Below are 26778 nucleotides of genomic sequence, written 5' to 3'. Positions count from 1 at the left end.
TGCTGGCCTTTACCACCCGCAGCAATTCACTGTTCTAATGGAACCACAGAAAATATTTATAGTCCTGACTCTCAATCCCAGCCAAGCATTCCAACAATAATCATTGAGATCAGTAATATGAATACAGCATTCAACAATTCAGTCATACGACTGGTGCAGGATGAGAAATGGAAAACAAATACCGACAGCTAGAAGCCCTACTCGCTACCCAGATTGATGAGGCACGGATCATCACCGAAGAAGCCAAGCGGTTGGCTTACGGCACAGACGCCAGTTTCTACCGCCTCATACCCAAACTGGTTCTGCGCCTCAACAACCTAGATGAAGTCATCTTCACCATTCAGTCCTGCTGCCAGTTGAGCATCCCCTTCACTTTCCGTGCTGCGGGAACCAGTTTATCCGGCCAGGCCATCTCAGACTCAGTCCTCATTACCCTGAGCGACAAATGGCGCGGCCATTGCATCCTTGACCAAGGGGAGAAAATCCGCCTCCAGCCTGGCGTTGTCGGCGCTGATGCCAACCGCTACCTTGCCCCTTACCAGCGGAAAATCGGGCCAGATCCTGCGTCGATCAATACCTGTAAAATCGGTGGTATCGCAGCCAACAACGCCAGCGGGATGTGCTGCGGCACAGCACAGAACTCATACAACACCGTTAATAGCATGACCATCGTCTTCACCGATGGTACCGTGCTCGATACCGCCAGCGAAGCTAGCATAGAGGCGTTCAAAAACAAGCGACCAGATTTGATTGAAGGACTCGCTCAACTGGTCGAGGAAACCCAACAAAATACTGAATTGTCAGAAAAAATCCGCCACAAATACCGCCTGAAAAACACCACCGGTTATGCCCTCAATGCGCTGGTCGACTACCACGACCCAGTTGATGTCATTGAGCACCTGATGATTGGCTCTGAGGGCACCTTGGGCTTTATTGCCGACATTACCTACAACACGGTTATCGAGCATCCCCACAAGGCCTCTGCCCTACTGGTTTTTGGTGACATCGAAACCGCCAGCCAAGCGGTGTCAGTTCTGGCCAACACCCATGTTTCTGCTGTCGAGATGATGGACGGAAGAGCGCTACGCTCAGTCGCTGACAAACCGGGTATGCCGGACTATATCCAAGCGCTTGATCTCGAATCGGCAGCTCTGCTGATCGAAACCCGCGCCAGCTGCAGCCACCAGCTAGGGCAGCAATGCGTCGAGGTCATGTCGGCGCTGGAAGACTTCACTATCACCCACTCGACACCGTTTACCACCGATGCAAATACCGTTGCCAGCCTGTGGGCGATCCGCAAAGGCATGTTTCCGGCAGTCGGTGCCGTGCGGGAAACTGGCACTACGGTGATCATCGAAGATGTGGCCTTTCCGGTCGAGCACCTAGCCATGGGTGTGCGCGAGCTTCAGCAGCTGTTTGACAAATACCACTACGGCGAAGCGATCATTTTCGGCCATGCCCTGGAAGGCAACCTGCACTTTGTCTTTACCCAAGGTTTCGAGGATGAGGCAGAAGTGAACCGCTATGGCAGCTTTATGGATGATGTGGCCGAACTCGTCGCGGTCAAATACCAAGGCTCCCTCAAGGCCGAGCATGGTACCGGCCGCAATATGGCGCCTTACGTGGAGCTCGAGTGGGGCCATGATGGCTATCGCCTGATGAAACAAATCAAAGCCCTGTTTGATCCCGAAGGTTTGTTGAACCCGGGAGTGATCATCAATGACGATACACGGGCGCATATTTCCCACCTCAAGCCGATGCCGGCAGCCGATGAATTGATTGATCGCTGCATTGAATGTGGCTTTTGCGAGCCTGTGTGTCCCTCAAGAACACTGACGCTATCGCCGCGCCAGCGGATTGTGCTTTACCGCGAGCTACAACACCGCGAACGACAATACCTGGCGGGTAACAGCAGACGCCCACCCGTCGATGAGCTGAAGCAAATTTTTGAGTACCAAGGCATCGACACCTGCGCCGCGACCGGCCTGTGTGCCGACCGTTGCCCGGTTGGCATTAATACCGGTGATCTGGTTAAGAAACTGCGGATAGATAAATACCGGCGCTTTACTCCCATCGCCCGCTGGACCGCTGATCATTTCGGTGCCACCACAACCATGATCAAAGCCGGCCTCAAGAGCAATCAGCTAGCCCGCAAACTGGTCGGCGATAAGGTGGTCGGCACCATTACCAATGGCCTGAGGAAAATGACCAAAGGTGCAACCCCCATTTGGATACCGGAGATCCCACGGTCAAACCCGCATAAGATCCATCAGCCCGGTGCTGTGAACGCTGATACCTCGAGCAAGAAGGTTGTCTATATGCCATCTTGCGCTAGCCGCACAATGGGGCAACAAACCTCGGCCACAGATCACCGCCCACTGACGGAAGTGACGCTTTCACTCCTCCAAAAAGCAGGCTTTGAGGTGATCACCCCTGAAAAACTCAGCAGTCAATGTTGTGGCATGCCTTATGACAGTAAAGGGATGAGTGATATAGCCAAGCAGAAATCCCAAGAGCTGGAAATTTTGCTTTGGCAGGCGAGCAACGAAGGCAGCTACCCGGTATTGATGGATACCAGCCCGTGTGCCAAGCGCAGTATAGAAAACTTTACCCAGCCATTGGAGATTCTCGAACCGGTTGGCTTTGTATCACGGTATTTATTGCCGCACCTCACCCTGTCTCCGGTTCAGGAAACCGTGATGCTGCATGTCACCTGCAGCTCCCGCCGGATGGGGCTGGAGGCCGATATGCTCTCGCTGGCACAAGCTTGTGCACAGACGGTGGTGTTACCCGAGCATATCCAGTGCTGCGGTTGGGCGGGTGATAAAGGTTTCACCACCCCAGAATTGAATGAGGCCGCAGTTGCGCCACTAAAAGAGCAAGTCCCGGCAAACTGCACCCGAGGCTTTAGCAACAGCAGAACCTGTGAAATCGGCCTGTCTCACCATAGTGGTATTCCCTACCAATCGATTCTATACCTGGTCGACGAAGCGGCGGTCTAGTTTTCCACAATAACAAAGCCCAAACTGCCTATTTCAGTTTGGGCTTTTAGATTTCGTGCCGGCTAAAAATACCATTACGATTGACTCTACTTTCGTTTTACCAACCACTCTTCTAGCTCATGCGGAGCAAAAATAAGCGGGTTACCAATATCTCCATCAGGAATACCTTCAAGCTGTTCCGGCAGGATATCAATGATGTGATCAAGATCCTCATGACTGTGAATATGGTCTTCAAAAATCCTCACCATCTCGTGGTTATGATCCACTTCCCGCAGTTTGGCCGCCGTTGCCAAACCACTTAATAAGGTATACCAGGTTGTGGTCGGTCCCTGGACGAGAGACGCCGACTCTGCGGCAGAATCTATGAAGGCAAAAGGCACCGTCAGTAATGGGTATTCCCCCTTCATTGCCGCAAAGATCCAATCGGTATCAAACGAAAAATCATAGACCGACGGTTTGGCCAAAATATAACGGATAACTTCGCGATCGTATAACTTAAACGCCGCCTGGGTATCTTTGATATTATTGCTGAATATTGCGCGCCCTATCATGCGCTGCATATGGCGCAATGTTTTGATCCCTACCCCCCAGCGTTCCTCTTGCTTTACCAAAATAGAGTCCGGATGTTTACGATTACCCAGCACCACTTTGGCATTCTCTGACATGTAAGGTTTCAGCAGTAAGCCTAACTGTCCCAAATGAACAGAGCTATCAGCATCGGTATACACCACACAATCAGCCTTATCGGACAAGGCTTGCTGGCAGCCCAGTATGATCGCCCCCCCTTTACGGGAGTCGTCGGTCGACGCCAGATCCTTCAACGGGCCCGCTGAAGCGGGCAGTTTGTCGGCAAGGCGCAAAACGGACACCCTGTGTTTATCTGGGTGGTTGGCAAGAATTTCTTTGGCAATGCCCGCACTGTCATGTGGACAGCCATCATCGACCGGATATAAATGCCAGTCCACCATCGAGCCCATGGTGATCCAGTTGAGCTGATCAATTTTAATCCGCAGTGAATCTTCACCATTTGGATTCAACGGAGATTTCTGATTTAAACGGTGATGTTCACCCCACATGGCAAATACAACACCGACTAATAAAGGTCGATTTAATTTGAGCACATAACGTTTGGACTCAACTAATTTCACAGCCAAACGAAACTCGAGAGGGCAATTATCTAAAGATGCCAGCTGCTTATAATAATCCGTCGTAAGATCAGTTAAACAATATAATATATTGGCAAGTCTCAATAACCGTTGTTGATGTTGTTTTTCGGTTAAATCAAAAAAATCACTGGCGTCATCAAAAGCTTGTTGAACAATTATTTCTGATGCTGTCATTGATTATCCCTCTCCGCTACTCCCCTCCCCTAACAACAGGGTGTAAATTAAGCTTAGTAAGAGCGATAAGAATGACAAACCTTTTGCGCCACCAATTACATTCAGTGTGTTATTTTTCATGTTCATATCTCGCAAGGTAATTATTTTTTATAAACTTCTTTACAAGAAAGATATCAAGAATGTGAACACACAAACAGCCGCATCTAATTAGCTCAGCCTATGCATCAGAAAGTCTTAACCAAGCATTTTTGAGGATGGTAAAAACGTGAGTTGAATTGGACATCACGGTATTCACGCTCTGTTGACGGCTGGTAGAGCTTACCATTAGCCTTGTATAACAAAGCTTCCAGTACCCCCGCATTGGTTTGCAATGAAATACTTTTTTCGTAACCGCTGGTCAGCTCGTAGCGCCCCTCGTACCAACCACGCCCTGGATCGTAAAGTTCACGTACTAGTGTCAATAACCGTTCGGTGTAATCTGTTTTCCACAATGCCCACATTTGGAAGGCTACCCGGGTGGACACCAGCGCCTTATCATCATGGGAACTCCCATCTTCAGCCACCGTGATCCAAGGTGTACCAAGCGCATAGATACTGTCGTAGACAAAATATGGTTCACCTGCCACGACATGATCCCCGCGTGCAGTATAAATACGTTCGACATCCCAGCGGGACTCCTGAATACGGTATACAGAATCAGCCATCGCAGCCAGTACGTCATTAGTGTGCTTGGCATCAGACGAACGAATATCGTCAATCTCATCCCAGTTAAACTCCAGGCCTAGCAGCAAATAGGGCGTACTGTAGACGGGACGAAGCACATCGTAATCACGGGGATCACGGCCATCAAACAACAAATCAATACCGTTTATTGTGACCACCTCATATGGCTCTAGCATCATGGCTTTTTCCGGCACGATTTGCCAATCAAGGTAACCGTAGGCTGTATACTCTTCAACTCCTAGCCGCCCTTCTTTGTAGCGATGGACATACTCATTACTGATTGTCGCGCCGTAAAGCTCCCCTTCTGGGGTAACTAACTCGCAGAAGTTCCAGCGTAAAACGGCTTTGTCGACATACTCGGAAAATTCAGGGTTACGCTGTTTGACCATCGCCAGGGCGATCAACAGCCGACCTACATCAATCGATGACCAGCCCAATTCACCAGGCTGGTTGGCGTAATCAACCATCATACCGGTGCTGGTGCTATAGACCTTGTTGGGTACCCCGGTTAAGCCCAGTGGCATTTGATTGAGAAATGCGAGCACCAGCGTCAAACGCTCGTCATGCGCTTTGCTGGTGATAAATTCAAATTCACGGGCCGCCATCATGGCAATCAGGTAATCAGCCAGATTAGAGAGGTTGGTCGTGGGGTAATTGTCCACGGCATTCACCAATCCGGTCGCGTGATTGGTATTGTTCTCTACGTAAGTCCAGGCAATTTTCGCCCATTCCAGCTCCTGCTCGGTTAACGAGCCATACCGTCCCTGACGCAGCATCTGCGACTCGTTAACCGTATTCATCCCGCTTTGAACACCTTGATAGACCACACCACAAGACGTCAGGCAGAATATGCCAACTGCAATCACCGCACTTCTCAACATCCTATTCCTTTCTACGGCTGTTTGAGCTTGCTATTGGATGCCCCTCGACGAGGCAGGCACTGCCCTTCATAGCCAAACGGGGAATCCAGCGCCTTTTCCCACAAGCTGGGGGCAACATTGTCTTTATAGGTAAGCAGCTTACCCTGTTGTTTATATAGCAAGATTTCTAAGGTGATACCGTTATTGTTTGAGGTAAAGGTATTGATCAAGCCGGTACCGTTTTCAAATATCCCCTCATAAAACCCTTTTTCACGGTCGTACAAATGCGCAACGTGATCAAACAACAAGTCGGTATAGTCGGTATCCCACAACACCCACATCCCCATTGCCCCCTTGATGGCTACCGCAGCGTACTGCGGGAGGTATTCGCCTGCTTCTGAAATGGTATTCCAAGCAAAACCATCGGTATAAATAGTGTCGTACACGAAGTAAGGAGGCCCTGCTAACTGGTGCTCGGTACGGGCTGTAATAATACCAGTTTGCTTATAGCGTTCTTCCTGGACACGGTAAATCTGCAGGGCAAATTCCGCAATCCAGTCATTGGAATATTTATAGTCATGAGCTGAGCGGTCATCCGCCAAGTCCCACCCCAATTCGATACCATCAAGAACATAACTTTCGGTTACCACGTAGCTGTGTGCTTTCAGTTTACGAGGATCACGGGTGTCGTATGGTACATCGTAGCCATAGAGGTTAATGGTGCTGTACGGCTCCGCCATTGCCGCCTGGGTGGTATCAAAGCCCCATAGTTCAAACCCTTTTGCGGCATACTCTTCATAACCCAAGCGACCTTCCTGTAAGTACTGAACAGGTTTGCCTTTCTCCAGCAACGCACCGAACATAGTGCCATTTTCATCGACCACGTTACAGAAATTCCAACGCAATACCGCCGAGTCGATACTGCTCGCATATTCAGGATAGCGGTGCTTGATAATATGCAGCCAAATCAACAAGCGGCCAAGATCAAGCGCCGAATAACCAATCTCTCCGGGTTGGTTGCCATAATCCACTTTGGCCGCCGTTTGGGTGTTATAGGCTTTGTTCGGCAACTCATTCATGAACAAATCAAGCGTGTTCAAGGTGGTTAAAATACGAATAAGGCGGCGATTAAACTCCTCTTTTTCGATGATCCCTAATTCATAGGCACTAACCATACCCGCCATATAAGACGCGGCATCCCACCAGGTCACAGAAGGATAGTTATTCACCGCATTGACCAGCCCCGTGGACTCCTGATAGTTATTCTCAAAATATTTCCAGGCAATACGGGCCATATCCATTTCTTGTTCTGTCAACTGGCCCTGACGTGGTTTTGGGGTAGTCCAGTGACTTTTCCTGTCCACCACATCATCGGAAAAGCTGCTGTATTTGTTGCCGCAGCCCGTCGTCAAAATCCCTATAAGGCAGGCAATGATATAACGCATTTGATACTCCCTATCACAGTTGCGGTTTACCTTACGCCCACACTCAGCAAGGCTCCATTTTCGATATAAGCAAGTGATTCCAGAACAATCCCATTGGTATTCGCGGTTATTGCTTTATTCACCCGGCCATCATCCTCATAGCGGCCTGAATACCAGCCCTTCTCTTTTGAGAATAAATCTCTCGCATCTTCAATCAACAGCTTGGTATAAGGCGTGTCATACAGGGCATACCAACCAAACGCCGCTTTGGTCGACAGCGTCTTGAGGTGTGACGCGTCCTCACCTTGGTCAGTGATCGCATTCCATGCTTTGCCGTCGGAAAATACAGTGTTGTAGACAAAGTAAGGCGCTTCGTCGACGTTGTCCTCACTGACCGCGGTCAGAACTCCAGTCCGCTCGAAGCGGTTTTCCTGCGCTTTGTAAACACGGTGGGCAAAAATCTTTGACACACTGTCCGCACCAAACTCCAAGCCATCAAGGATGTAAGACTCGCTGACCACATAGTTATGGGCGTGGAATTTCGCCGGGTCTCGCAAGTCAGTTGGAATATCTACGCCATCGATATTCTGCATTTCCAGATAGTCGATATATTTCATTGCGTTGAACACATCCCGCCCCATTAAGGACATCGCTTTCGACGCATATTCTTCGTACCCGATACGTCCTTCCTGTACCAGTTCCATTTCAGCCCCACCATTTTGCAGCGGGCGCGAACCATACAGATAGCCATCCTTGATCATCGCCCCCACATCCCAGTGGTTTAATACTGCGTTCACTTGGGCATTAAAACGCGGGTACTGCCACACCAGAATATTCAGGGGGACCAAGATGCGACCAATATCTATGGCCGACCAGCCAATTCCATTTTCAACCGGGTTATTCTGGTAATCCACCATTTCAATGGATTGGGTGTTGTAGGCTTTGTTCGGCAACTTGCCATCAATCAAGGGGAGGCGAGCTAGCGTCTGCAGCGCTTTTTCCATCCGCAGTTCGAAAGTACTCTGGCTGATAATGTTTAACTTTTCTGCTGCCAATAGCCCCATAAGATAGGAGGCCGTGTCCCACATGGTGGTTGACGGATAGCCGTCCACCGAGTTCACCAACCCGGTATTTTCCTGGTAGTTATTTTCGAAATAAGCCCAAGCCGTATTGGCCCATTCAAACTCTTCTTCGGTTAGCACGCGGCTCTGGCGAGCCGGGATCTCTTCCGTTGCCTCGAAGGTCATGTTGCCTAAAATACGGCCGTAGTCACGGGTTTCAATATTGAACGCAATGACGAGTGCAGTAAAAAGCCCCAGCAAAAAGACAATATGATGCCGTGCGTTAACGGCTGCCTGCTTAAATTCCATATTCCAATTCCTCCGCTCCCTGTTCCTGCGTCTTGCCTGCCGGTGGCGGCGTCCAATATGCCGCAGCAATCATCCCCCACATCGCCATCATGTTGTTGATTGTCCAAAAACTGTTGAATATCAAACCGCCAATAGAATAGCTGCCAAACATGCCGGTAAAATAACAGAGCCATGCGAAGCACATACTGAATAAGCTCAGACCAAAGACCAGCTTCTGCGGTATGACCAAGTGTCCAAAGGTGCCATGCTGTCTCTCTTTTGGGGTTGCCGGGAAACTAATTTTACGGCCACGGAGAACCGTCCAAAGCGCCCGCATATTAACAGGGAAGAAAGAAAGGAAATTGGTTTTACCTTTATACCCTGCTACTCCCCAGGTACCAACCATCATGGCCAATTCAGCCGTGAGCACAAATGGTATAAAGTGCAAATAGAAAGTCACGTCATAAGCACTCACCGGCGCGATACTGGTCAGGAAATATATAATAGGACAGGCAAGGAAAATGATATTCCAAACGGCCGACAAGTTTGACCAGAAGCTGGCACCATACATCATTTTCTGCTTGAGGCTCATCCCCTTCCTAAACAATGGATTGTCATTCATAAAGATATCAATCGAGCCACCGGAATATTTGAATCGCTGCACTGTCCATGTCTGGAGATCCTGCGGTGACAGCATCTTACTTTCCACTTCGGGGTGCATCACCGAACGCCAGTTCCTTTCGGTATCCGAATGCAACACGATAGAGGTGTAGATATCTTCCGATACATGGAATTTATAGGGGGTGAACTCGGTATCGAAAATGATTTCTTGGCGCAGGTTATCAGACACATCCTGGTCAAGCGTTTTCTCTTTGGTGATCTTACGGATCTGCTTCTCGATCTCCTTATGCTCTTTGCTAATTTGTTCACTGTAACTACGAAGTGCCGCTTCCATGACCGCCTCGCGGCGATGGATCGATCCCGCACCGCAACAGAAAGAAGCATTCACCCAATTACGGCGGCGCTGAATAACGTCATAGAACATTTGGGGATCGTTAACAAATGGGTCTTCGCCAATTTTCACCGGTCCATAGAACTTCTCAAACCCGCGGCCTAACGGCGCTGCCCATTTACCCAGCTTACGCTGCAGCCAATGTGGCAGGCGCTCTCCCTCTGGCAAGTCAAAGAACCATTGCGGTGTCTGAACCCAAGCCACGTCCGGGTCACGGAAATAACCCATGGTATGCTCCAGAATGGTTGGGAACGGACGGGTATCGGCATCACAAATCACAATAAAGTCACCGTATGTCTGCTCGAGGGCATTGCGCAGGTTTCCCGCCTTAAAACCAATATTACTTTCCCGGGTTATGTACTCAACGCCCATCTCTTCAGCCAGCGCCTGCATTGTGGGTCGCTTGCCATCGTCGAGAATAAATATCTTTATATCGATATCATGGGGATAGCGTATCTTCTTCGCATCTTCGATACTCAGCCTGACCAACTCGGGCTCTTCATCATAACTCGGAAAGAACACATCAATACTGATCGGCCTAGTTTCAGTAGCCTCGGGGCTGTCTTTGTCCACACACTCATTTATGGTATGCGGGGGCGGTTTATTCGGTTCATCCTGGGTCTTCCATAAATTAAATGTGAATAGCACAGACCCGATGAAGGCACAGGACTCGGCAAATACCAGTGGAAAAGAGAACCACATAGCCTCGTAGTTCAAGGCATAGGTCCAACGCCACCACAAATACCACACACCCAGTGTGAGATTACAGGTAGCAAGATACTGATAGAGTAATTCTCTCGACATACTATAAGGCACCGGCTCCGGTGGCTTTCGATGTTCGAACTCCTTGAAATAAAAATCCATGAGTTTTCACTCCGATGAATCGTGATCAACCTAGGCGTGGTGCCAGTTTCCATTTAATGATTAGCTATTAACACACCAGTCATTTTATCAAAGCAAAGAGGCGCTAGAAAATAATGTTAATGACGGTAATACCGTATTATTCTCATATTTCCTTTATTTAACGCTTATTCCGCGCGTTTTAACAGTTTAAACGTGTTCTTGTTACCATTTTTAATATATTCAAGATTATCAGTAAGCTGCATAACGATAATAAATCCCCTCCCCGATGTTGCCCATGTTTCAGGGTCATCAGGATCTGGCTCTATAAATTCACCGTTTATTGCACGATTAAATTCCTCCTTGCTCATTGACTTGCCATAATCTGACACTTCAAAGACCAATTCATTGTTGGAGTTAAAAAAGCAAGAGCTTTCGATCGGTAACTGGTTGGAATACTGATAAGCATGTTCATAGGCATTATTCACCACTTCCACCAGGCACAGCTCAACTTGATCAATGATCTCCTGTGAAATTTGGTTATGCTGCAAGTATTCTTGCATATCTGCAGCAATTTCACGCGATACATCTGGGGAACTACTGTACTGCTTACTAAACCGCTCAGTAACTATATCCATTGGTAGCCCTTACCTAATTAGTTAAGAATTTCTTCCTCACCATCAAATTCTGAAGGAATATAAGTCGAAATATTGCCTAACGTCCCCATCATTGACTGTACTTGGCGCCTGTCATTGAGGATATTCACCGCTTTGAGTTCCTTTAGTGACTGGGTATAACCATCATGACTGATAAAGTAATCACCAAATACGGTTTTTTCTTCCACAAAAGCAGCCGAAGCAATATGGATATACTCGCTCACCAAACTTTGTTTTATCACCGCTCCTGATTCTACTTTACTATTAGCACCGATCACTGCCGGGCCTTCAATAGTTGCCCCAGGCTGTATTTCACAACCACTACTGACAATAACCGGAGGGGTGATAGTGCAGCTATTTATATCAAACACTGTATTGATGCCAACCCAGATCCCGGGCTTAACCTGAGTACCAGGAATAGGATATCCCGGCACTTTCCCTTTCATGATGTCGCTGGTTACCGTCCAGATATCACTAATATTACCAACATCCAGCCACTGGAAATCCATACTAGTCGCATAAAAGTCGACCTTACTTTCCACAAGATTAGGGAATAGCTCACTGCCAATATCATATTCCTGCGCGGCCGGGATATAATCAAAAATCGCTGGCTCAAAAATATAAATACCGGTATTGATCTGAGTAGATAGTGCCGCTTCCACTGACGGTTTTTCTTGGAAGCTGGTTACCTTGCCGTAATTATCGGTAACAACCACACCATATTTCGAGACTTCTTCCAATGCCACATCCCGAGTGACAATGGTGGCAATACCACCATGTTGTTTATGGCGGCGTACCGCTTCGGTCAGGTCCAAATCTATCCAAGCATCACCACAGACAACGACAAAGGTCTCGTCAAAAAAGCCAGAGAAGTCCTGGATCTTTCTCATCCCTCCCGCCGAGCCCAATGCCTTGCTGACAAAGTGGCCGTCGACAATTTCCCCTTCATAGGAAAATGAAAGCTGTACGTTGAAATGATGGCCATCGCCAAAATAATTCTCGATAACCTCAGCCAAGTGACTAGTATTAACTACAATCTTGTCAATACCGTGCGATGCAAACAGCTGAATCATTGACTCCATAACTGGCTTACCCAAAATTGGGATCATCGGTTTCGGGATTATCTGTGTAATCGGCCTAACACGTGTTCCCTTCCCTGCGGCGAGGATCATCCCTTTCATGCCATACTCCTCTAAGCTATTGTTGCAATGGCATCTTCAATGGAATCGTAACGGGTGATAAGCTTGTCCATACGCGTAAGTTTGAGCAACTCTTGGACCGCACGCTGCGGGTTGACCACGCAGACTTTCTTGCCACGCAGCATTTTATACACTGCCATCACAGCACCCAGGCCACTGCTATCCATAAATCGGACGGCTGATAAATCAAGCACTAAATGAGTGCCAATGCTCGGCGATAGTTTTTCGACCTCTTTCCTGAAACTCGGTGCCAGCTTGGCATCAAATCGCTCTTCTTTTATTTGAAGAACCGTGCATTGACCTTGGTAGATAGTTTCATATCGCATAACTGCTCCCTTTCTGGATTGCCCTTCCATTCAATAACAAGCACACTGACATCATCTGCAAACTGTTCAGCCTGCTGCCAATCTCTTACACTGTTTACCAGCAACTCTGTTTGTAACGTCGTTGGCTGCTCATTCAATTGAACAACCAATTTTCGCAAACCTTCTTCCGAAAACATTTCATTGTCTTTTTCTGCCTCGGTGATCCCGTCAGAATACATCCATACTTTATCGCCAGGCTCAAGCTGGATATACGAGGTTTCATATTCGACAAAATCAAATGCCCCAACCACAAAACTGTGCTGGCCAATCAACTCAGCTTCTTCGCGCTGGGAATGCAACCAAATCAGCGGCGGGTGGCCTGCAACAGAAAAAGCCATTTTGCCAGTCTTAATATTCAGTACGGCATAAGCCATAGTGAAATAGAGTAAGTTCTGATCGTTGGTGATGTATTGCTCGTTAAGGCGTTTCAGAACCTCATGGGGCTGGCTTATGCGGTAGAATGGCGGCTCATCCGATACCGTTTTGACAATCGCGCTATTTCCAGAGGTCACCGCGATACTTTGCTGAACAGAAAAAGACAACAGTGCCGATGACACTCCGTGACCGGCGACATCCAATAAATAAATGGCAACATGCTCCTCGTCCAGTTTCATGTAGCCCAGCATATCCCCGCCGATTTGTGCGCTAGGAATAGAAACATAACTCAGCTCTACGCCAGACATGGTGTTTTCAGTCGGCAATAAACGCTTGAGCAACTCACCCGCCGATTCCAAATCCTTTTTCATGGTGGCGTACGCATTGTCTAATGCATCATTCTTGGCCGTGATTTCATTGTGCAGTGCCAATGTCCGAAACCCCGCCTCAATGCGAGCCACCAACTCATCGACATGGGTATCTTTGACCACAAAGTCATCAGCCCCAGCATTGATGCCGCTGACGATAGACTCCTTGTCGTCTTTGCCTGATAACAACATGAAGAACAAATAGCGCCCGTAATCCGCCGCTTTCACCCTTGAGCACAATTCGATACCGTCCATTTCCGGCATCATCCAATCACTCAACACAAACTGGATATCTTGCCTGTCGCCCAAAACTTGCAATGCATGCATACCATCACTGGCCGTAATGACGTCAAACCCACGCTTGGACAGCACCTTTTCCATGAAAAGGAGCATGGTTCTGTTATCGTCAACCAGCAAGAGTTTCTTCATTGAATCACCAGTGAGACTATGCCGATCATGCTTAAACACATTGCTGCATAGCAATTTCCCAACACCAACCGATATGTAATTAATTTAAATTACACATACATTCTAGTAAGTTTAACTAGGCACACAAAAAAAATGTTTCTTTTCTGTCTGTTACCTCAAAAAATCACTTGCAACTGGTTTACTTTGCTTTTGATTAGCGCCACAACTAGAAGTTGTTGCTCCCTCGGAATACAAGAATGATAGGCTTGCGTTGTTTCAGTGTGTTTCTTTTGCTTCTGCCTTTAGCTATGCCCTGCATGGCCGATGAGTATATGAGCGAAACACGCAAACACGCTCAGGCACCCAGCTCGCCATCATTAACCAAGGCTGTAAAACACACCGTTGTTGAAGAAGACCAAGAGACATCAGAAGCGAATTTAATCTGGAAAGGCGTGTCGAGCTCCTTCTACTTTCCTTTCGAAGAGTGGGACAACAATGAGGATAAGTCTTTCCTGCATGGTCTGAGTGGCAGTCTTGGGATTGGTTACCCTCTCATCGACACCCCTGCGGCCAATATCCCAGTCAACGCGACGAATGTACCAGTCAATACCAATATGACCACCACCCTCTCACTCAAGTACACGGTATTAGGTAACTGGTTTATCTCCGGCACACTCTATCACTATTGGGACAGAGAACAGCAGCAACCCTGGAATCCAGACTTTACCTATGTGTTCGGTTACAGTGATTGGCGTCCCTATACCTTGAGCCTCGTTTATGCCAATTATGGTGGTAACCGTTTTAAGGCCACTAATGAGCAACCTGTTACCAACTTCGATCAAGGGACGTGGTCGCTGGGCTGGAAGTTTCCTGTCGTCGACCCAGTAAAAAGCTGGTTCACCTTTACCGATGAGGGGGCCATTGGCTGTCAAATTGACTTCAACTACACCCATGAGTATTTCGACCTCGACACCACCTCCTACATGACAGGCCATAAAACCCTCAGCCTGGGTTGCAAGTACTCCATCTATGGCAACTGGTATGTTAACGGTACTGCCTTTTATTACTTTGACAGTTCACAACAGCAGCCCTGGAACCCAGACTATACCTATGGCTTTGGCTATTTCGACTGGCGGCCTGGCACAATTACCATCCAGTACAACAACTACTCTGGAAACCGATGGAATTCATCCGACCGCGCCGACGACACAGGGCGATTTAAAGATGGCTCTGTTACCCTCGCCTACTCTTTTTCTTTTTGATTGAGAGACACAGGCAGATTTGTTTCACCTCATTCCTCCCGCACCGCTTCTGATTTTATTCCGATTTTCACATGACACTTGGGGCAAATATACGCACGCCTATTGATTTCAGCATGGCATGACGGGCAGGTAATATGCTTTCTATCTTTACTCATAAACATCAGCAAGGCGCCAATCGGGCCCAGGACATACCCCAGTAAAATACCCGCTATCAAATTCCCTTTTTGGTAACCCAAGTAGGTCGATAGACAGAAAAACGCCAAATAAAAGAAAAACCAAAAGACAATATCAAATGCCATAGCCCCACCACTTATCACGCTCCCTGTATGGCAATGCCCAGGCCAAGTCATCTAGCTCAGTTCAGCCTGAACACGACCTTTAACGACGTCCTGTTGCCGCCAGCTTCCGTATCAATTATAGGACGCGTAAATAAACATCAATGGCAAAGGTTCAGATAATTAATGAGGCATCATAGGGTTATGACGCGATTAACGTCACATTTTCACTCAGTATATAAAGTGCACTATCCCAACGCCTAAGCTAAACCGATATAACTTATTAGATAGTCAGGACAAGGAATTGTGCCTAATGCTGAAAACAGCCCGGAAGACAAGAAAAGCGCTTCAAACCGCCACACTGCTTGCCGCATCATGGATGCCGCTTTCTGTACATGCTGTTTTCGATACTGAAACAAAAGAGAGTGATCCCAGTTTTTATGGCGCGCGCAGTATAATCCCCAACCAGCAGAGCATCACAGGCAGTGATATCCAATTTCAGCGTCGGGCTATCGCCCCCGTGATGACAAACGAAGAAGAAGCTTCTAAGAATGAAGCCGCACCTCTCGTGCTTATCACTCCCTCCCGTACGGAGCTAACCACTTCCCCTCTTTCTGCTGTCACCCTTAGCCGAAATGACAAGCTGCTTGCCAAAAAAGCCTATTACTATTTCGAACAAAATTGGAATGACAAAACTGGCCTCTTCAATTCAGTCCAAGGCTATCACCACACAACGATGTGGGATGTCGCCAGCGGTATTGCAGCCATACTTTCTGCCGAAGGACTGGCTCTCATCACGACCGAACAAGCCAATGACAAACTAGCAAAAACCTTAGATGCCCTGCTGACACTCCCACTCTACCAACAATCTTTGCCTAACCGGGAGTACAGCACCCGTTCGGCTAAGCCCTCGGGCAGGTTTAGCACTCACCGCTCCAATGGCAATGGCTGGTCCGCTTTAGATATAGGTAGGTTATTAATTTGGCTTGAAATACTCCAAACACACAAACCGGAGCTCAGACCCGCGATTCAACATATTGTCGACAAGTGGCAATTAGAAAAAGCGGTTTTCCAGGGCACATTGTACGGCGAGCTCAAAACAGGCCAAAATAGCCACTACCGCCAAGAAGGCCGGCTTGGCTATCTGCAATATGCCGCGTACGGCTATAAACTGTTCGGGTTTGATGTCAGTGCAGCCTACAAGCAGCAAGACATCGCACAAGTGACCGTCGAGGGAATACCGCTTCTGGTTGATCAGAGAAACCTCGCTTATTTCACCACTGATCCCTATGTGCTCTTGGGCATAGAGATCGGCAGTCAGAACCAATGGTGGAACCAACTCAATGCCCTATTCGAATTACACAAATTAAAATCAGCCAAAGAAGCAAGCTATTGGGTATTTGCCGAAGATGCCATGAGCCGATCGCCGTGGTTTTCTTACAACAATATGTATATCTATGGCAAGGCGTGGGTCAGTATCGCACCTGGTGGTCAACCGATCGAAAACCCGCAAATTTTTAGCAATAAAGCGGCCTTTGCCCTGAGTGTACTATTTGATGGTGATGATTTCGGGTACGAACTTGCCGAACAGGTGGTCGCTAACAGTCTGCCACATCGAGCGATCCCCACCGGCGTCTATCTAAATGGCGGTCCAAACAGCGCCTATAACATTAACACCAACTCCCTGATTTTGAGTGCCTTATGGTATAAAAAGCGTCACTTTACTCCGCTCATTAAGCCGAGCAGTGCCGCACTTTAGTGCCCGCTATAAAGCCTTGTCGCACAATTTTAAATTTCGTCCCAAATCCAATACAGCCCTCTAGCTATAGAGCAAAAAAATCCTGCTACATTTAGTTCTGGCACTTTTATTTCTCATGGATCAGTATTTATGTCGTTACGATCTCTACTCCATACAGCAGGCTTATTCAATATGCTAACAATGTCGCCGTTTTTGCTTGCTGGTAACTCAATTACAGATCCCCTTACGGCACTACATACTGCGCTTTGGTGGAAATCCGATGGCTGGTGCAATGGCTTTCCGTTCGACAACCGCTGGGAGGGGGAAGCCATTTCTCATTCGGCAGACGGTATGGCGATTACATTGAGTCACTCGCCCAACGGAGCGGATGAGTTTGAATTTCAATCAGGTGAATTAAGAAGCCATGAGTTTTATGGTTATGGCTGCTACGAAGTGGAAATGAAACCAATCGCGGAGCCTGGGGTGGTCAGCTCGTTCTTCCTGTTTGCAGGCCCTTATGACAAACCGGAAGATGGCAATGGCAAGCACAACGAAATCGATATCGAGTTCTTGGGTCACAATACCAGTGTCATGCAAGTCAACTTCTGGACCAACCATGACAGCCAAGCCCGCAGCCACGAACACCTGATCTACTTGGATTTTGATGCCTCGCAAGATTTTCACCGCTACGGTATCAAATGGACCAAAGACGCCATCAGCTGGTATATCGATGGCAAGCTAGTCCATAGCGTGCAGAGCACCGGCGATGATCCCACCCCTTCAGCGGCAGACAGCCGGCTCCGGATAATGGCCAATGTGTGGGCAACCAACCATCAGATTTCGAACTGGGCTGGCGAGTTCAGCCAGAACCCCGCCACTACCGTGACGGCCGAGTACAAGAACTTCCGCTTTGTGCCCGCCCCAACATGCGCGCAGGGAAACTAGTTATGGCTTTATGCCCATCAGGCGCGTTTGATGCGTACCACCTTCATCACTTCAAAGCTCAATCCGGCCACTACCTCAGAAGCCGGATAGTAGGTCAGATTGACCTTTGCTCCCGCCAGTGATTGGTACTTTTTCTTGCGCTTGAATTTGAACGGAACATCACATCCCTCAAGCATCAGGGAATGCATTATCCAATCACCGTCTTCGCGTTGGCGGTGTGATACGACTTTCTTATCTTCAGAATGGATAAGTTCGCAATGTTGATTCAGTAGCTTATCGACGTCTGATTTCATCATTTCGCCTATATCGGGTCATATATCACTTGTGAGACAGACACTACCGGATTGCCCACTTATACTCAAATGGTCCTTAGGTCTTATATTGCAGTTTGTATGTTCCCCGAGAGCATACTATTAATAAAAAAACAGAGTGCTTTGCACTCTGTTTTCTTTTGTGCGCTGATTGCCTCTCCCGTCGTTAGAAAGACAAGAACACGCCGGCGATTGTTGCACTCATCAGGTTTGCCAAGGTTGCAGCAAAGATTGCCTTGAACCCCAGGCGGGCAATATCAGGACGTCGGCTTGGCACGACACCACCCAGACCACCCATCAACATGGCAATAGAAGTCAGGTTGGCAAAACCGCACAAGGCAAATGTCACGATAGCCTGCGAGTGGCTGCTGAGCTGATCTTTCACGGCAATCAGATCGGCAAACGCAACAAACTCGTTAACGGCAATCTTCTTACCGATCAAGCTAGCAGCTACCGTGGCCTCAGACCAAGGCACGCCAATCAACCATGCCACTGGCGCGAACAGGTAACCAAAAATCAGCTCAAGGCTCAGGTTGTCGATCCCCGTCCAGTCACCCACGTGAGCCAGACCACCATTGATCAAAGCAATCAAGCTGATAATCGCCAACAAGCTGGCACCAACGGCCATCACAATTTGCAGGCCGCTCAACGCACCCTGCGTAGCCGCATCAATAATGTTAACTGGCTCGTCTTCACCGCCTTCATCGGCCGCGTCGTCATCGTTGATCACTTCTGTCTGAGGCACCAAGATTTTTGCCATCATCAAACCTGCTGGTGCAGACATGAAGCTAGCAGCAATCAAGTAGCTGATATCAACACCCAGGCCCGCGTAGCCAACCAAAGTACCACCAGCCACAGAGGCCAGGCCGCCTACCATCACGGCAAACAGTTCCGAGCGGCTCATCTTGGCTAGGTAAGGACGCACAACCAAAGGCGCCTCTACCGAGCCGACAAAGATATTCGCGGTCGCCGACATCGATTCGGTACGGCTAGTGCCCAGCATACGCTGCAGCAAACCACCGATGCTGCGAATGATAAAGCCCATTACGCCGAGGTAGTACAGCACAGAGATCAGAGCCGAGAAGAAAACGATCGTCGGTAGGACATTTACCGCGAAAATAAAGCCTAGTTTGAACTGGGCCAGTTCGCCAAACAGGAATTCAGTGCCCACACGGCCGTAATCGATAATTCCTGAAACCGCCGAGGACACAGAGTTGAGGATCTCACGACCTACCGGGACATATAAGATAAAGCCGGCAAAAACTAGCTGAATGGCAAAGGCACCACCCACGGTACGCCAGTTGATTTCACGACGATTTTCAGAGAATAGAACTGCAACCGCAAAAAGCGTCATCACGCCTAGTGCACTGACCAGATAGCTCATGGCCAAACTCCACAAATTTGTTAGTAAACGATTGCGGAGGCATTCTATTCAGAATTAAAACTGTGACAAGGATCAACTTGTTACACATATTTACACTTTAGCCACATCAGCCTTGGATTTTGCTTATAGAAACGGCAAATCATGCTGTTTAGTCATGATTAGTGCATATACGGGATACTATTGTCACTATAGTTGACAATTCTCTCCTCGACTCAGACGAAAACGATACCGTATTCGGTGGCCGGTTGATGATTAAAGCACCTTGTCCCAGTACACTGGCTCACCAATTTTCCCCCTGACAAAATCCAGGAAGGCCTGCACCTTCTTTGGCAGGTACTGATAACGGGGGTATACAGCATACAGCGGCATATATTGGGAGAGCTGCCAATCAGGCAGTAAACGGACCAGCCGCCCTTCCTGAAACTCCTTATCCAATAGGTAGGTTGCCAAGTACCCCACCCCATGGCCTGACAAGGTCGCATCAAGGATCGCATCCGCCGAATCGACCCGGTAATTTCCCGATACCTTGATATTTTGCTGCTCGCCGCCTTGCTCGAAGCTCCAAATATTATCTTTGCGCTCCCGGCTGTAATAGGTAATACAGTTATGGCCCGCCAAATCTTCAGGTCGATAAGGCACACCTCGGCGGGCCAGATAGTCAGGGCTGGCGGCGAGGACGAAATGACAATCGGCCAAATGCCGTGCCACGAACCCTTCCGGGGGCGAATCCGTCATCCCGATCCACAAATCCAGCTGCTCGGCGATAAGATCAACCTTGTGATCAAATAAGCTCATCTCAACATCTAACTGAGGGTATTGCTGATGAAAAGCCGCCAGGTATGGCGCAATGTGATGGCGGGCGAATGATTGGGCGCTGCCAACCCGCAAAATCCCCTGCATGCTATCACTGCTCTGAACAAGCTCGCTTTCCGCTTCGTTTATTTCAGCCACAATATTGGCACAGTGCACCGCAAAGCGCTCACCCGCTTCGGTCAAGGCAAATGAACGGGTCGTGCGCTGCACCAACTGTACCCCGAGCCTTTGCTCCAGTTGCTGGACCTGCTTACTGACCTGGGTGCGGGATATATCGAGCAGTTGCGCAGCTTTGGTAAAGCTGCGCTGATGAGTCAGTGCATTGAACACCACCATCTGTTGGGCTTTTTTAATCATTATGATGCTTTCATTGAACTCGCTGTGGGGCTAATTGTAACAGAGCCAACATCAAATATTGATTTCATCTGGCCAATCCCCCCCAGTTACAGCGCGCAAGCTTTGTCCAATTGGGCATAACAGCAGCAGCTGATGAAGCAAAAAAGCGATAATCAGAAAAAAAAAGGGCAACTTCGACAGGTCTTTTTACAGTGGTAAAACCAGGTGGATTTCAGCGACAATTTCAGCCTGCTCCATCGCGGTCGCCTTCGACGCCCCGCCATATCATGGCCATGCTATCTGTCTGATTAGTAGGTAAATTACTTGTATTCCTCCATACAGGTTGCAGCAATAACTGGAACAGAGATCAAATTGGACAGGTATTAAACATTTATGAACAGCGTCATAGAGTGTTCAAAGTACTGAAACATTACTGTCATACTTCTTCCCTAATCTTGGCCTCGTTCATTCAAACCTATTGGCAATAAGGCCAGCTTTTTAAGGATTAGGAAAATGAAAACAAAGGTTATTGGTGCACTAGCCCTAGCAGGTTCAATGGTTATCAACCCAGCAATCGCAACTGAAACTATTTCTGTTGTAGGCTCGAACTCTGTTACACCTATCATGGAAGTTCTAGGTGAGACCTACGCACAATCTCATGATGTCACTATCGAGGTTCAGGGCCCAGGTTCATCTGCTGGCGTTCGTGCTGCCCACGATGGTTCTTCTGACCTAGGTATGAGCTCTCGCGATCTGAAAGATTCTGAGAAAGCAGACAACATCAAAGAAGTTGTTATCGCTCGTGACGGTATCGCGGTCGTTGCACACACAAGCAACCCAGTCTCTAACCTTTCGAAAGAAGAAGTGACCAAAATCTACAAAGGCGAAATCACCAACTGGAAAGAAGTAGGTGGTGAAGACAAGCCAATCGTTGTTGCAACTCGTGACACCGCATCTGGTACCCGTGGTGCTTTCGAAGACATCATGAACCTGAAAATGAAAGTCAACGATATTTCAGTATCAGCTATCTCTCAGCGTGCGCAAGTAGCAAGCGGCAACGGCCAGCTGAAAACTATCGTAGCCAACAACCCATTTGCTATCGGTTACATCTCACTAGGTTCTGTTGACGGTTCTGTTAAGCCACTATCAATCGACAACCACAAGCCATCTGTTGAAGCCATCCAAGCCGGTGAATACGGTGTACAGCGTCCGTTCCTGGTGCTTTACAAAGAAGGCCGCCCATCTGCAGAAGCGCTTGAGTTCCTGAAGTGGATTAAGAGTGCTGAAGGCCAGAAGATTGTTGCTGACAAAGGCTACATCGCTGTTAACTAAGTAAACGTTTTATTTTCCGGTCATCATCTGATGGTGGTGGCCGGTTTGTTGATTCCTCGGTATTCGGATAAACCTTGTTTAGCCAATATCTGGAGTAAAAATATGACCATCGCAAATAACATTGAAAGTTCAGCCAAAGGCTCATCGCTGAAAGCTAAAGATAAAGTCGACTGGCGCGAACTGTTTTTTAAATACCTATTTTTATCGAGTGCCGCACTTGGCATTCTCTCGCTGATCTTAATTGGCTACTTTATTTTCCGCGAAGGCTACGATGCCTTTGCACAAGCCGGTGTGGGTTCTATCGTATTCGGCACCAACTGGCTTCCACCAGCGCTTTACGGTATCGCTCCGATGATCGTGGCTTCTGTAGTGTCTACGGCAGGTGCGGTTGTTCTGGGTGTGCCAATCGGCGTACTGACGGCGATTTTCATTGCCGAGGTTGCCCCTAAGCGCCTTGCCAATACAATCCGTCCGATGATTGAACTACTGGCTGGTATCCCGTCTGTTGTATACGGTTTCTTCGGCTTGGTTATCATCGTCCCCCTGATTCAAGATGTCTTCGCCGTACCAGCGGGTAACACCATCTTGGCCGGTATCATCGTACTTGCGGTGATGATTCTGCCAACCGTTATCACGGTATCTGAAACATCAATCCGCGCTGTACCCCGTACTTACAAAGAAGGTTCGTACGCCCTGGGTGCATCGCAAATGTTCACTATCTTTAAGCTGCTTGTACCTGCTGCCCGCTCGGGCATCATGACCGGCGTGATCCTGGGTGTTGCTCGTGCTCTGGGTGAAACCATGGCGATTATCATGGTAATGGGTAACTCCCCTGCAATGCCACAAGGCCTGCTGGATTCGGCCCGTACCCTGACGGCAAACATTGCGATTGAAATGTCATACGCAACTGGCTTGCACGCAAGTGCACTCTACGCAACGGGTATCGTTCTTCTGGTCTTCATCATGGTACTGAACGGTGCGCTTCTTTATCTGAACCGTGAGCGTGCGAGGTAATCACAATGGCTCTTAAAGGTACAAATACACAAAAGCAGCAGATGAAAGATAAAATTTCTCTGGCGCTTATCTGGTCGGCAGCCTCTATCACGGTAGGCTTCCTGGTATGGGTAGTTTGGTACATCCTCAGCAATGGCCTGTCATACGTAGACTGGTCGTTCATCACCAGCAACTACACCACCATCGGTCAAGAGTCAGGGATCTGGCCAATGATCGTATCAACCCTATACATGGTTGCCGCTTCAATCGGTGTTGCCGCGCCACTGGGTATCATGACTGCTATCTACCTAACCGAATATGCAAAAGTGGGTAGTAAGCTAGTTAAAGTGATCCGTTTCTGTACTGAATCACTGGCCGGTATTCCGTCGATTATCTACGGTCTGTTCGGTATGACATTCTTCGTTGTCGTAATGGGCTTTGGTTACTCTATCCTGTCAGGTGCCCTGACCCTGAGTATCCTGATCCTCCCTGTTATTATCCGCACAACGGAAGAAGCACTAATGGCTGTTCCTCAGACTTACCGTGAAGGTTCATATGGTCTGGGTGCATCTAAAATTTACACCATCTGGAGACTAATCCTACCAAGCGCTATGCCGGGTATTGTTACCTCCATCATCCTCAGTGTAGGTCGTGTTATCGGTGAATCCGCACCGGTCTTCATGACAGCAGGTATGGTTGCCCGTATCCCAGAGAGCATGTTCGACTCTGGCCGTACGCTAACCGTTCACCTGTACAAACTAACGCAGGAGCTATACACAATTCACGAATGGAACCAGGCATACGCAACCGCCACCATTCTGATCATTGTTGTTCTTGTTATTAACTTGCTAACGAAGCTCATCGCTAGCCGATTCAATACTGCGACTTACTAATTTTTGAGGAAGAGAACCATGAACAAATTTAATATTGAAAATCTAGACCTTTACTACGGCGAGAACCAGGCGCTGAAGAAAATCAACCTGCCAATTCCTAACCGCCAGGTTACCGCACTAATCGGTCCGTCGGGCTGCGGTAAATCGACACTGCTGCGCTGCCTTAACCGTATGAACGACCTGATCGAAGGCGTAAAAATCGACGGCAAGCTGACTATGGATGGTGAAGATGTTTACGGCAACATCGACGTAGCTCAGCTTCGCATCAAAGTCGGTATGGTATTCCAGAAACCGAACCCGTTCCCAATGAGCATCTACGAGAACATTGCCTACGGCCTTCGTGCCCAGGGTGTTAAAGACAAGAAGATCCTCGATGAAGTGGTCGAGCGCTCGCTACGTGGTGCTGCCCTGTGGGATGAAGTGAAAGACCGTTTGAAATCACACGCCTTCGGCCTGTCGGGTGGTCAGCAGCAGCGTCTGTGTATTGCCCGTACTATCGCAATGGAGCCAGAAGTGATCCTGATGGACGAACCAACATCAGCACTTGACCCTATTGCTACCAAGAAAATTGAAGATTTGATGGAATCCCTGAAGAAAGACTTCACCATCGTTATCGTTACCCACTCGATGCAGCAGGCCCGCCGTATCTCTGACCGCACGGCCTTCTTCCTGATGGGTGAGCTGGTCGAACACGACTCAACAGACGTGCTGTTCAACCAACCAGCTGATGACCGTACCCGCGGCTACGTAAACGGTGACTTTGGTTAATCGCCATTCAATCACTTCCTCAAATCAGATGCAGATTTTTGACGAATAATAACAGCGATGGTAAATATTGCCCCCTCAAGTAGGGGGCCTTTTTTTGTTTTAATACAACCAGATAGAATCAGTTAGCTTTAGAAAAATCAGAGTGATGGCGACAAAATGGCGGCAGATAATTTTTATACCATTCACTCCCCCTCTCCTAACCCCGTATAAAAATTTCTCCTGAGTATTTCAGTTTGAAAAGAGGGATTCATTTTCAAGTTACTTGTTTTTCAAGCACTTAAACCATACTCTCAAATGAACGATCATAACGCGATCAACCAACCCACCACGAAAAACCACGCCTTTTCTTTTAATACAGTGACTTAGTCAAAGCATCCACCTATTCACAGAGATCATTAGAATGAAATCCACTGAAATTTTGATCATTCTTTGATGTTTTCCCTGGTCTTCCCTACTGCAGTTTTAAGGTTTCCTAATCTCACCCTCCCCCCTTTATTCAAGCGGTCTGAGCATGTATTGCATTCCTAATGCTGGTCTTCGAACTACGTAAAAGCAAAACTGAAAAATTATTTGATCGATAAGCGCGCGGGAGGGGAGGAAGAGTGCGGATTTCGTGGGAAATATTTCTACGCCGTGGCCTTCAATAGGCAACAAAAAAGGGTAAGAGAACAACTCTTACCCTTTTTAGACGACCTAGCTTTTACGGTATTGTCACTGTTACAACTACTGGGCAATGATCACTTGCTTTTGGCCTATCCCATCCTATGCGTGGAAACCTCTCCACATCATCAGTATTAGGCACTCTTAATGGCATACCATTACGTATAACCTCAGGTTGTGCATCGTGGTTAGCATTCGCGATTGCAGGTGATACAAGAATATAATCCAGCTGAGATTTTGTTTTTCCCCAGCTATAATAGTGAGTCCATCGTTGCATCGGCTCGAGTCTAGATACTAGGTTTACTGCAAACCCGCCATCTAATAAAGGATCTAAACCAGAACTTTCTTCAGTAACTAAGTCTTCAGAACCATCGGCTCTAACTTTTACTTGCTCTCTATAATCATTTAAATCGCCAATTACAATCCAGTTAGCCTTTTCAGGATTATCAAATTTACTTTCAATCAAATGTCGAACGGCTAGAGCTTCAAGAGTACGCTCACCTATGGTCTTATCACGTCCACCTCCCATAGACTTAAAATGACAGACAAAAACCGTCAACTCTTTACCATCTTTACGAACCTCGAGTTCAAGACAATCTCGATTGAAAATACGCCCCCTTTTATTCATTTCTTTTTTTGCTACTGGAAATCTATTTATAAGTTCATCTCTATGTTCTTTACTACCCAGGTCTGCTCTCGTCATATGGGCATGTGACCTTGAATAAATCGGGAATTTGGCTGTTGCCATCGCAGCAACATCAATCCCTCTTCTATCATTTCCTTCATGCAAAACAACTTGTTTATAATCATTTCCTTGAGTTTTATTTAAATACAAGTCACGGAATTTAAGTAGCGCATCAATACTGTCAACTTCTTGCAAACATAGTAAATCGGCGTCAGCTTCTTTGATAGCTAGTGCGGTGTGTTGGCGTTTATCATCTTCCTGAGAAAGGAATGCTGCTCGTAATGTCTGTTTGAAATCTTCAAACTCAGTAAGATCATTACTTCTAAAATCAGTTAGATAATTAACAATTGGTGGTAGATAACGCTGGGAGCGATCTGCATCTTGACTATTACCAAAGGCAGAAAAATCAAAGCGATTAAAAATATTTTCTAGGTTGTAGTTCGCAATACGTATTCTCACAAT

The 26778-nt window shown here is 47.7% G+C and carries 22 protein-coding genes; 8 read left to right on the top strand and 14 right to left on the bottom strand.

Annotated features, from left to right (window positions below):
• The first annotated feature begins 167 nt into the window (after positions 1-167).
• The gene (locus PTW35_RS07075) at positions 168-3002 is read left to right on the top strand and encodes an FAD-binding and (Fe-S)-binding domain-containing protein (RefSeq protein ID WP_281027097.1); all 2835 of its coding nucleotides are present in this window, start codon (positions 168-170) and stop codon (positions 3000-3002) included.
• 86 nt (positions 3003-3088) lie between these two features.
• Here the strand turns inward: PTW35_RS07075 and PTW35_RS07070 are convergent, their stop codons facing one another.
• From PTW35_RS07070 to PTW35_RS07030, 9 genes are all read right to left on the bottom strand, one after another.
• Positions 3089-4342, bottom strand: coding sequence for a glycosyltransferase (locus tag PTW35_RS07070; protein WP_281027096.1), 1254 nt, complete (start codon positions 4340-4342; stop codon positions 3089-3091).
• 224 nt (positions 4343-4566) lie between these two features.
• Complete coding sequence (locus PTW35_RS07065; RefSeq protein ID WP_281027095.1) at positions 4567-5946, bottom strand: DUF3131 domain-containing protein; 1380 nt, start codon at positions 5944-5946, stop codon at positions 4567-4569.
• Between the two features lie 11 nt (positions 5947-5957).
• Entirely contained in the window at positions 5958-7370 is a 1413-nt protein-coding gene (locus tag PTW35_RS07060; protein ID WP_281027094.1) for a DUF3131 domain-containing protein, read from the bottom strand.
• Between the two features lie 26 nt (positions 7371-7396).
• Entirely contained in the window at positions 7397-8719 is a 1323-nt protein-coding gene (locus tag PTW35_RS07055) for a DUF3131 domain-containing protein (RefSeq protein ID WP_281027093.1), read from the bottom strand.
• Positions 8709-10574 carry a cellulose synthase catalytic subunit gene (locus PTW35_RS07050; protein ID WP_281027092.1) on the bottom strand — a complete coding sequence of 622 codons (1866 nt, stop codon included), beginning with the start codon at positions 10572-10574 and terminating at the stop codon, positions 8709-8711. Before PTW35_RS07050 ends, PTW35_RS07055 begins: the two co-directional genes overlap by 11 nt.
• A gap of 164 nt (positions 10575-10738) precedes the next feature.
• Complete coding sequence (locus PTW35_RS07045) at positions 10739-11188, bottom strand: ATP-binding protein (protein ID WP_281027091.1); 450 nt, start codon at positions 11186-11188, stop codon at positions 10739-10741.
• A gap of 17 nt (positions 11189-11205) precedes the next feature.
• On the bottom strand, positions 11206-12387 hold the full coding sequence (locus PTW35_RS07040) for an NDP-sugar synthase (protein ID WP_281027090.1): 1182 nt from the start codon (positions 12385-12387) through the stop codon (positions 11206-11208).
• A gap of 11 nt (positions 12388-12398) precedes the next feature.
• Positions 12399-12731, bottom strand: a complete 333-nt coding sequence (locus PTW35_RS07035) for an STAS domain-containing protein (RefSeq protein ID WP_281027089.1) — start codon at positions 12729-12731, stop codon at positions 12399-12401.
• Positions 12683-13942, bottom strand: coding sequence for a SpoIIE family protein phosphatase (locus tag PTW35_RS07030; protein WP_281027088.1), 1260 nt, complete (start codon positions 13940-13942; stop codon positions 12683-12685). Before PTW35_RS07030 ends, PTW35_RS07035 begins: the two co-directional genes overlap by 49 nt.
• Positions 13943-14253: 311 nt before the next feature.
• Between PTW35_RS07030 and PTW35_RS07025 the strand changes: the two genes are divergently transcribed.
• Positions 14254-15183, top strand: a complete 930-nt coding sequence (locus PTW35_RS07025) for a hypothetical protein (protein WP_281027087.1) — start codon at positions 14254-14256, stop codon at positions 15181-15183.
• Between the two features lie 29 nt (positions 15184-15212).
• Here the strand turns inward: PTW35_RS07025 and PTW35_RS07020 are convergent, their stop codons facing one another.
• Positions 15213-15482: a hypothetical protein gene (locus tag PTW35_RS07020; protein ID WP_281027086.1), complete on the bottom strand. Its 270-nt coding sequence runs from the start codon at positions 15480-15482 to the stop codon at positions 15213-15215.
• A gap of 289 nt (positions 15483-15771) precedes the next feature.
• On the opposite strand from PTW35_RS07020, the gene PTW35_RS07015 reads away from it, so the two are divergent.
• Positions 15772-17217 (top strand): DUF3131 domain-containing protein, encoded by a 1446-nt coding sequence (locus PTW35_RS07015; RefSeq protein WP_281027085.1) that lies wholly within the window; start codon positions 15772-15774, stop codon positions 17215-17217.
• Positions 17218-17346: 129 nt separating this feature from the next.
• Positions 17347-18141 carry a family 16 glycosylhydrolase gene (locus PTW35_RS07010; protein ID WP_281027084.1) on the top strand — a complete coding sequence of 265 codons (795 nt, stop codon included), beginning with the start codon at positions 17347-17349 and terminating at the stop codon, positions 18139-18141.
• A 17-nt stretch (positions 18142-18158) separates the two neighbouring features.
• Here the strand turns inward: PTW35_RS07010 and PTW35_RS07005 are convergent, their stop codons facing one another.
• The 3 genes from PTW35_RS07005 to PTW35_RS06995 form a co-directional block, all read right to left on the bottom strand.
• Positions 18159-18434: a hypothetical protein gene (locus tag PTW35_RS07005; protein ID WP_281027455.1), complete on the bottom strand. Its 276-nt coding sequence runs from the start codon at positions 18432-18434 to the stop codon at positions 18159-18161.
• A 184-nt stretch (positions 18435-18618) separates the two neighbouring features.
• The gene (locus tag PTW35_RS07000) at positions 18619-19836 is read right to left on the bottom strand and encodes a NupC/NupG family nucleoside CNT transporter (protein ID WP_039462568.1); all 1218 of its coding nucleotides are present in this window, start codon (positions 19834-19836) and stop codon (positions 18619-18621) included.
• 252 nt (positions 19837-20088) lie between these two features.
• The gene (locus PTW35_RS06995) at positions 20089-21006 is read right to left on the bottom strand and encodes a LysR family transcriptional regulator (RefSeq protein WP_281027083.1); all 918 of its coding nucleotides are present in this window, start codon (positions 21004-21006) and stop codon (positions 20089-20091) included.
• Between the two features lie 492 nt (positions 21007-21498).
• On the opposite strand from PTW35_RS06995, the gene PTW35_RS06990 reads away from it, so the two are divergent.
• The 4 genes from PTW35_RS06990 to pstB all read left to right on the top strand — a co-directional run bounded on the left by PTW35_RS06990 (position 21499) and on the right by pstB (position 24971).
• Positions 21499-22317, top strand: a complete 819-nt coding sequence (locus PTW35_RS06990) for a phosphate ABC transporter substrate-binding protein (protein ID WP_281027082.1) — start codon at positions 21499-21501, stop codon at positions 22315-22317.
• Positions 22318-22419: 102 nt separating this feature from the next.
• Positions 22420-23331, top strand: coding sequence for a phosphate ABC transporter permease subunit PstC (gene pstC / locus PTW35_RS06985; protein WP_044623051.1), 912 nt, complete (start codon positions 22420-22422; stop codon positions 23329-23331).
• A gap of 5 nt (positions 23332-23336) precedes the next feature.
• Positions 23337-24203, top strand: coding sequence for a phosphate ABC transporter permease PstA (gene pstA / locus PTW35_RS06980; protein WP_039462575.1), 867 nt, complete (start codon positions 23337-23339; stop codon positions 24201-24203).
• Between the two features lie 18 nt (positions 24204-24221).
• The gene (gene pstB / locus PTW35_RS06975; RefSeq protein WP_281027081.1) at positions 24222-24971 is read left to right on the top strand and encodes a phosphate ABC transporter ATP-binding protein PstB; all 750 of its coding nucleotides are present in this window, start codon (positions 24222-24224) and stop codon (positions 24969-24971) included.
• Positions 24972-25671: 700 nt separating this feature from the next.
• Here the strand turns inward: pstB and PTW35_RS06970 are convergent.
• The gene (locus tag PTW35_RS06970; RefSeq protein WP_281027080.1) at positions 25672-26775 is read right to left on the bottom strand and encodes an endonuclease/exonuclease/phosphatase family protein; all 1104 of its coding nucleotides are present in this window, start codon (positions 26773-26775) and stop codon (positions 25672-25674) included.
• Between the last annotated feature and the right edge of the window lie 3 nt (positions 26776-26778).

Origin of the sequence: Photobacterium sp. DA100, assembly GCF_029223585.1 — a bacterium.
Lineage (GTDB): Bacteria > Pseudomonadota > Gammaproteobacteria > Enterobacterales > Vibrionaceae > Photobacterium.
The sequence above is the reverse complement of the archived record's forward strand: the minus strand, read 5'-3'. Positions and strand labels throughout refer to the sequence as shown.

Bases quoted from the DNA above. Each gene is read 5' to 3' on its own strand.
- PTW35_RS07075 (WP_281027097.1), top strand. From the start codon at position 168: ATGGAAAACAAATACCGACAGCTAGAAGCCCTACTCGCTACCCAGATT.
- PTW35_RS07055 (WP_281027093.1), bottom strand. From the start codon at position 8,719: ATGGAATTTAAGCAGGCAGCCGTTAACGCACGGCATCATATTGTCTTT.
- pstB (WP_281027081.1), top strand. From the start codon at position 24,222: ATGAACAAATTTAATATTGAAAATCTAGACCTTTACTACGGCGAGAAC.
- PTW35_RS07000 (WP_039462568.1), bottom strand. From the start codon at position 19,836: ATGAGCTATCTGGTCAGTGCACTAGGCGTGATGACGCTTTTTGCGGTT.
- pstC (WP_044623051.1), top strand. From the start codon at position 22,420: ATGACCATCGCAAATAACATTGAAAGTTCAGCCAAAGGCTCATCGCTG.
- PTW35_RS07030 (WP_281027088.1), bottom strand. From the start codon at position 13,942: ATGAAGAAACTCTTGCTGGTTGACGATAACAGAACCATGCTCCTTTTC.
- PTW35_RS07010 (WP_281027084.1), top strand. From the start codon at position 17,347: ATGTCGTTACGATCTCTACTCCATACAGCAGGCTTATTCAATATGCTA.
- PTW35_RS06990 (WP_281027082.1), top strand. From the start codon at position 21,499: ATGAAAACAAAGGTTATTGGTGCACTAGCCCTAGCAGGTTCAATGGTT.
- PTW35_RS07035 (WP_281027089.1), bottom strand. From the start codon at position 12,731: ATGCGATATGAAACTATCTACCAAGGTCAATGCACGGTTCTTCAAATA.
- PTW35_RS07040 (WP_281027090.1), bottom strand. From the start codon at position 12,387: ATGAAAGGGATGATCCTCGCCGCAGGGAAGGGAACACGTGTTAGGCCG.
- PTW35_RS07045 (WP_281027091.1), bottom strand. From the start codon at position 11,188: ATGGATATAGTTACTGAGCGGTTTAGTAAGCAGTACAGTAGTTCCCCA.
- PTW35_RS07060 (WP_281027094.1), bottom strand. From the start codon at position 7,370: ATGCGTTATATCATTGCCTGCCTTATAGGGATTTTGACGACGGGCTGC.
- PTW35_RS07070 (WP_281027096.1), bottom strand. From the start codon at position 4,342: ATGACAGCATCAGAAATAATTGTTCAACAAGCTTTTGATGACGCCAGT.
- PTW35_RS07005 (WP_281027455.1), bottom strand. From the start codon at position 18,434: ATGAAATCAGACGTCGATAAGCTACTGAATCAACATTGCGAACTTATC.
- PTW35_RS07020 (WP_281027086.1), bottom strand. From the start codon at position 15,482: ATGGCATTTGATATTGTCTTTTGGTTTTTCTTTTATTTGGCGTTTTTC.
- PTW35_RS07015 (WP_281027085.1), top strand. From the start codon at position 15,772: ATGCTGAAAACAGCCCGGAAGACAAGAAAAGCGCTTCAAACCGCCACA.
- PTW35_RS07025 (WP_281027087.1), top strand. From the start codon at position 14,254: ATGAGCGAAACACGCAAACACGCTCAGGCACCCAGCTCGCCATCATTA.
- PTW35_RS07050 (WP_281027092.1), bottom strand. From the start codon at position 10,574: ATGGATTTTTATTTCAAGGAGTTCGAACATCGAAAGCCACCGGAGCCG.
- pstA (WP_039462575.1), top strand. From the start codon at position 23,337: ATGGCTCTTAAAGGTACAAATACACAAAAGCAGCAGATGAAAGATAAA.
- PTW35_RS07065 (WP_281027095.1), bottom strand. From the start codon at position 5,946: ATGTTGAGAAGTGCGGTGATTGCAGTTGGCATATTCTGCCTGACGTCT.
- PTW35_RS06995 (WP_281027083.1), bottom strand. From the start codon at position 21,006: ATGATTAAAAAAGCCCAACAGATGGTGGTGTTCAATGCACTGACTCAT.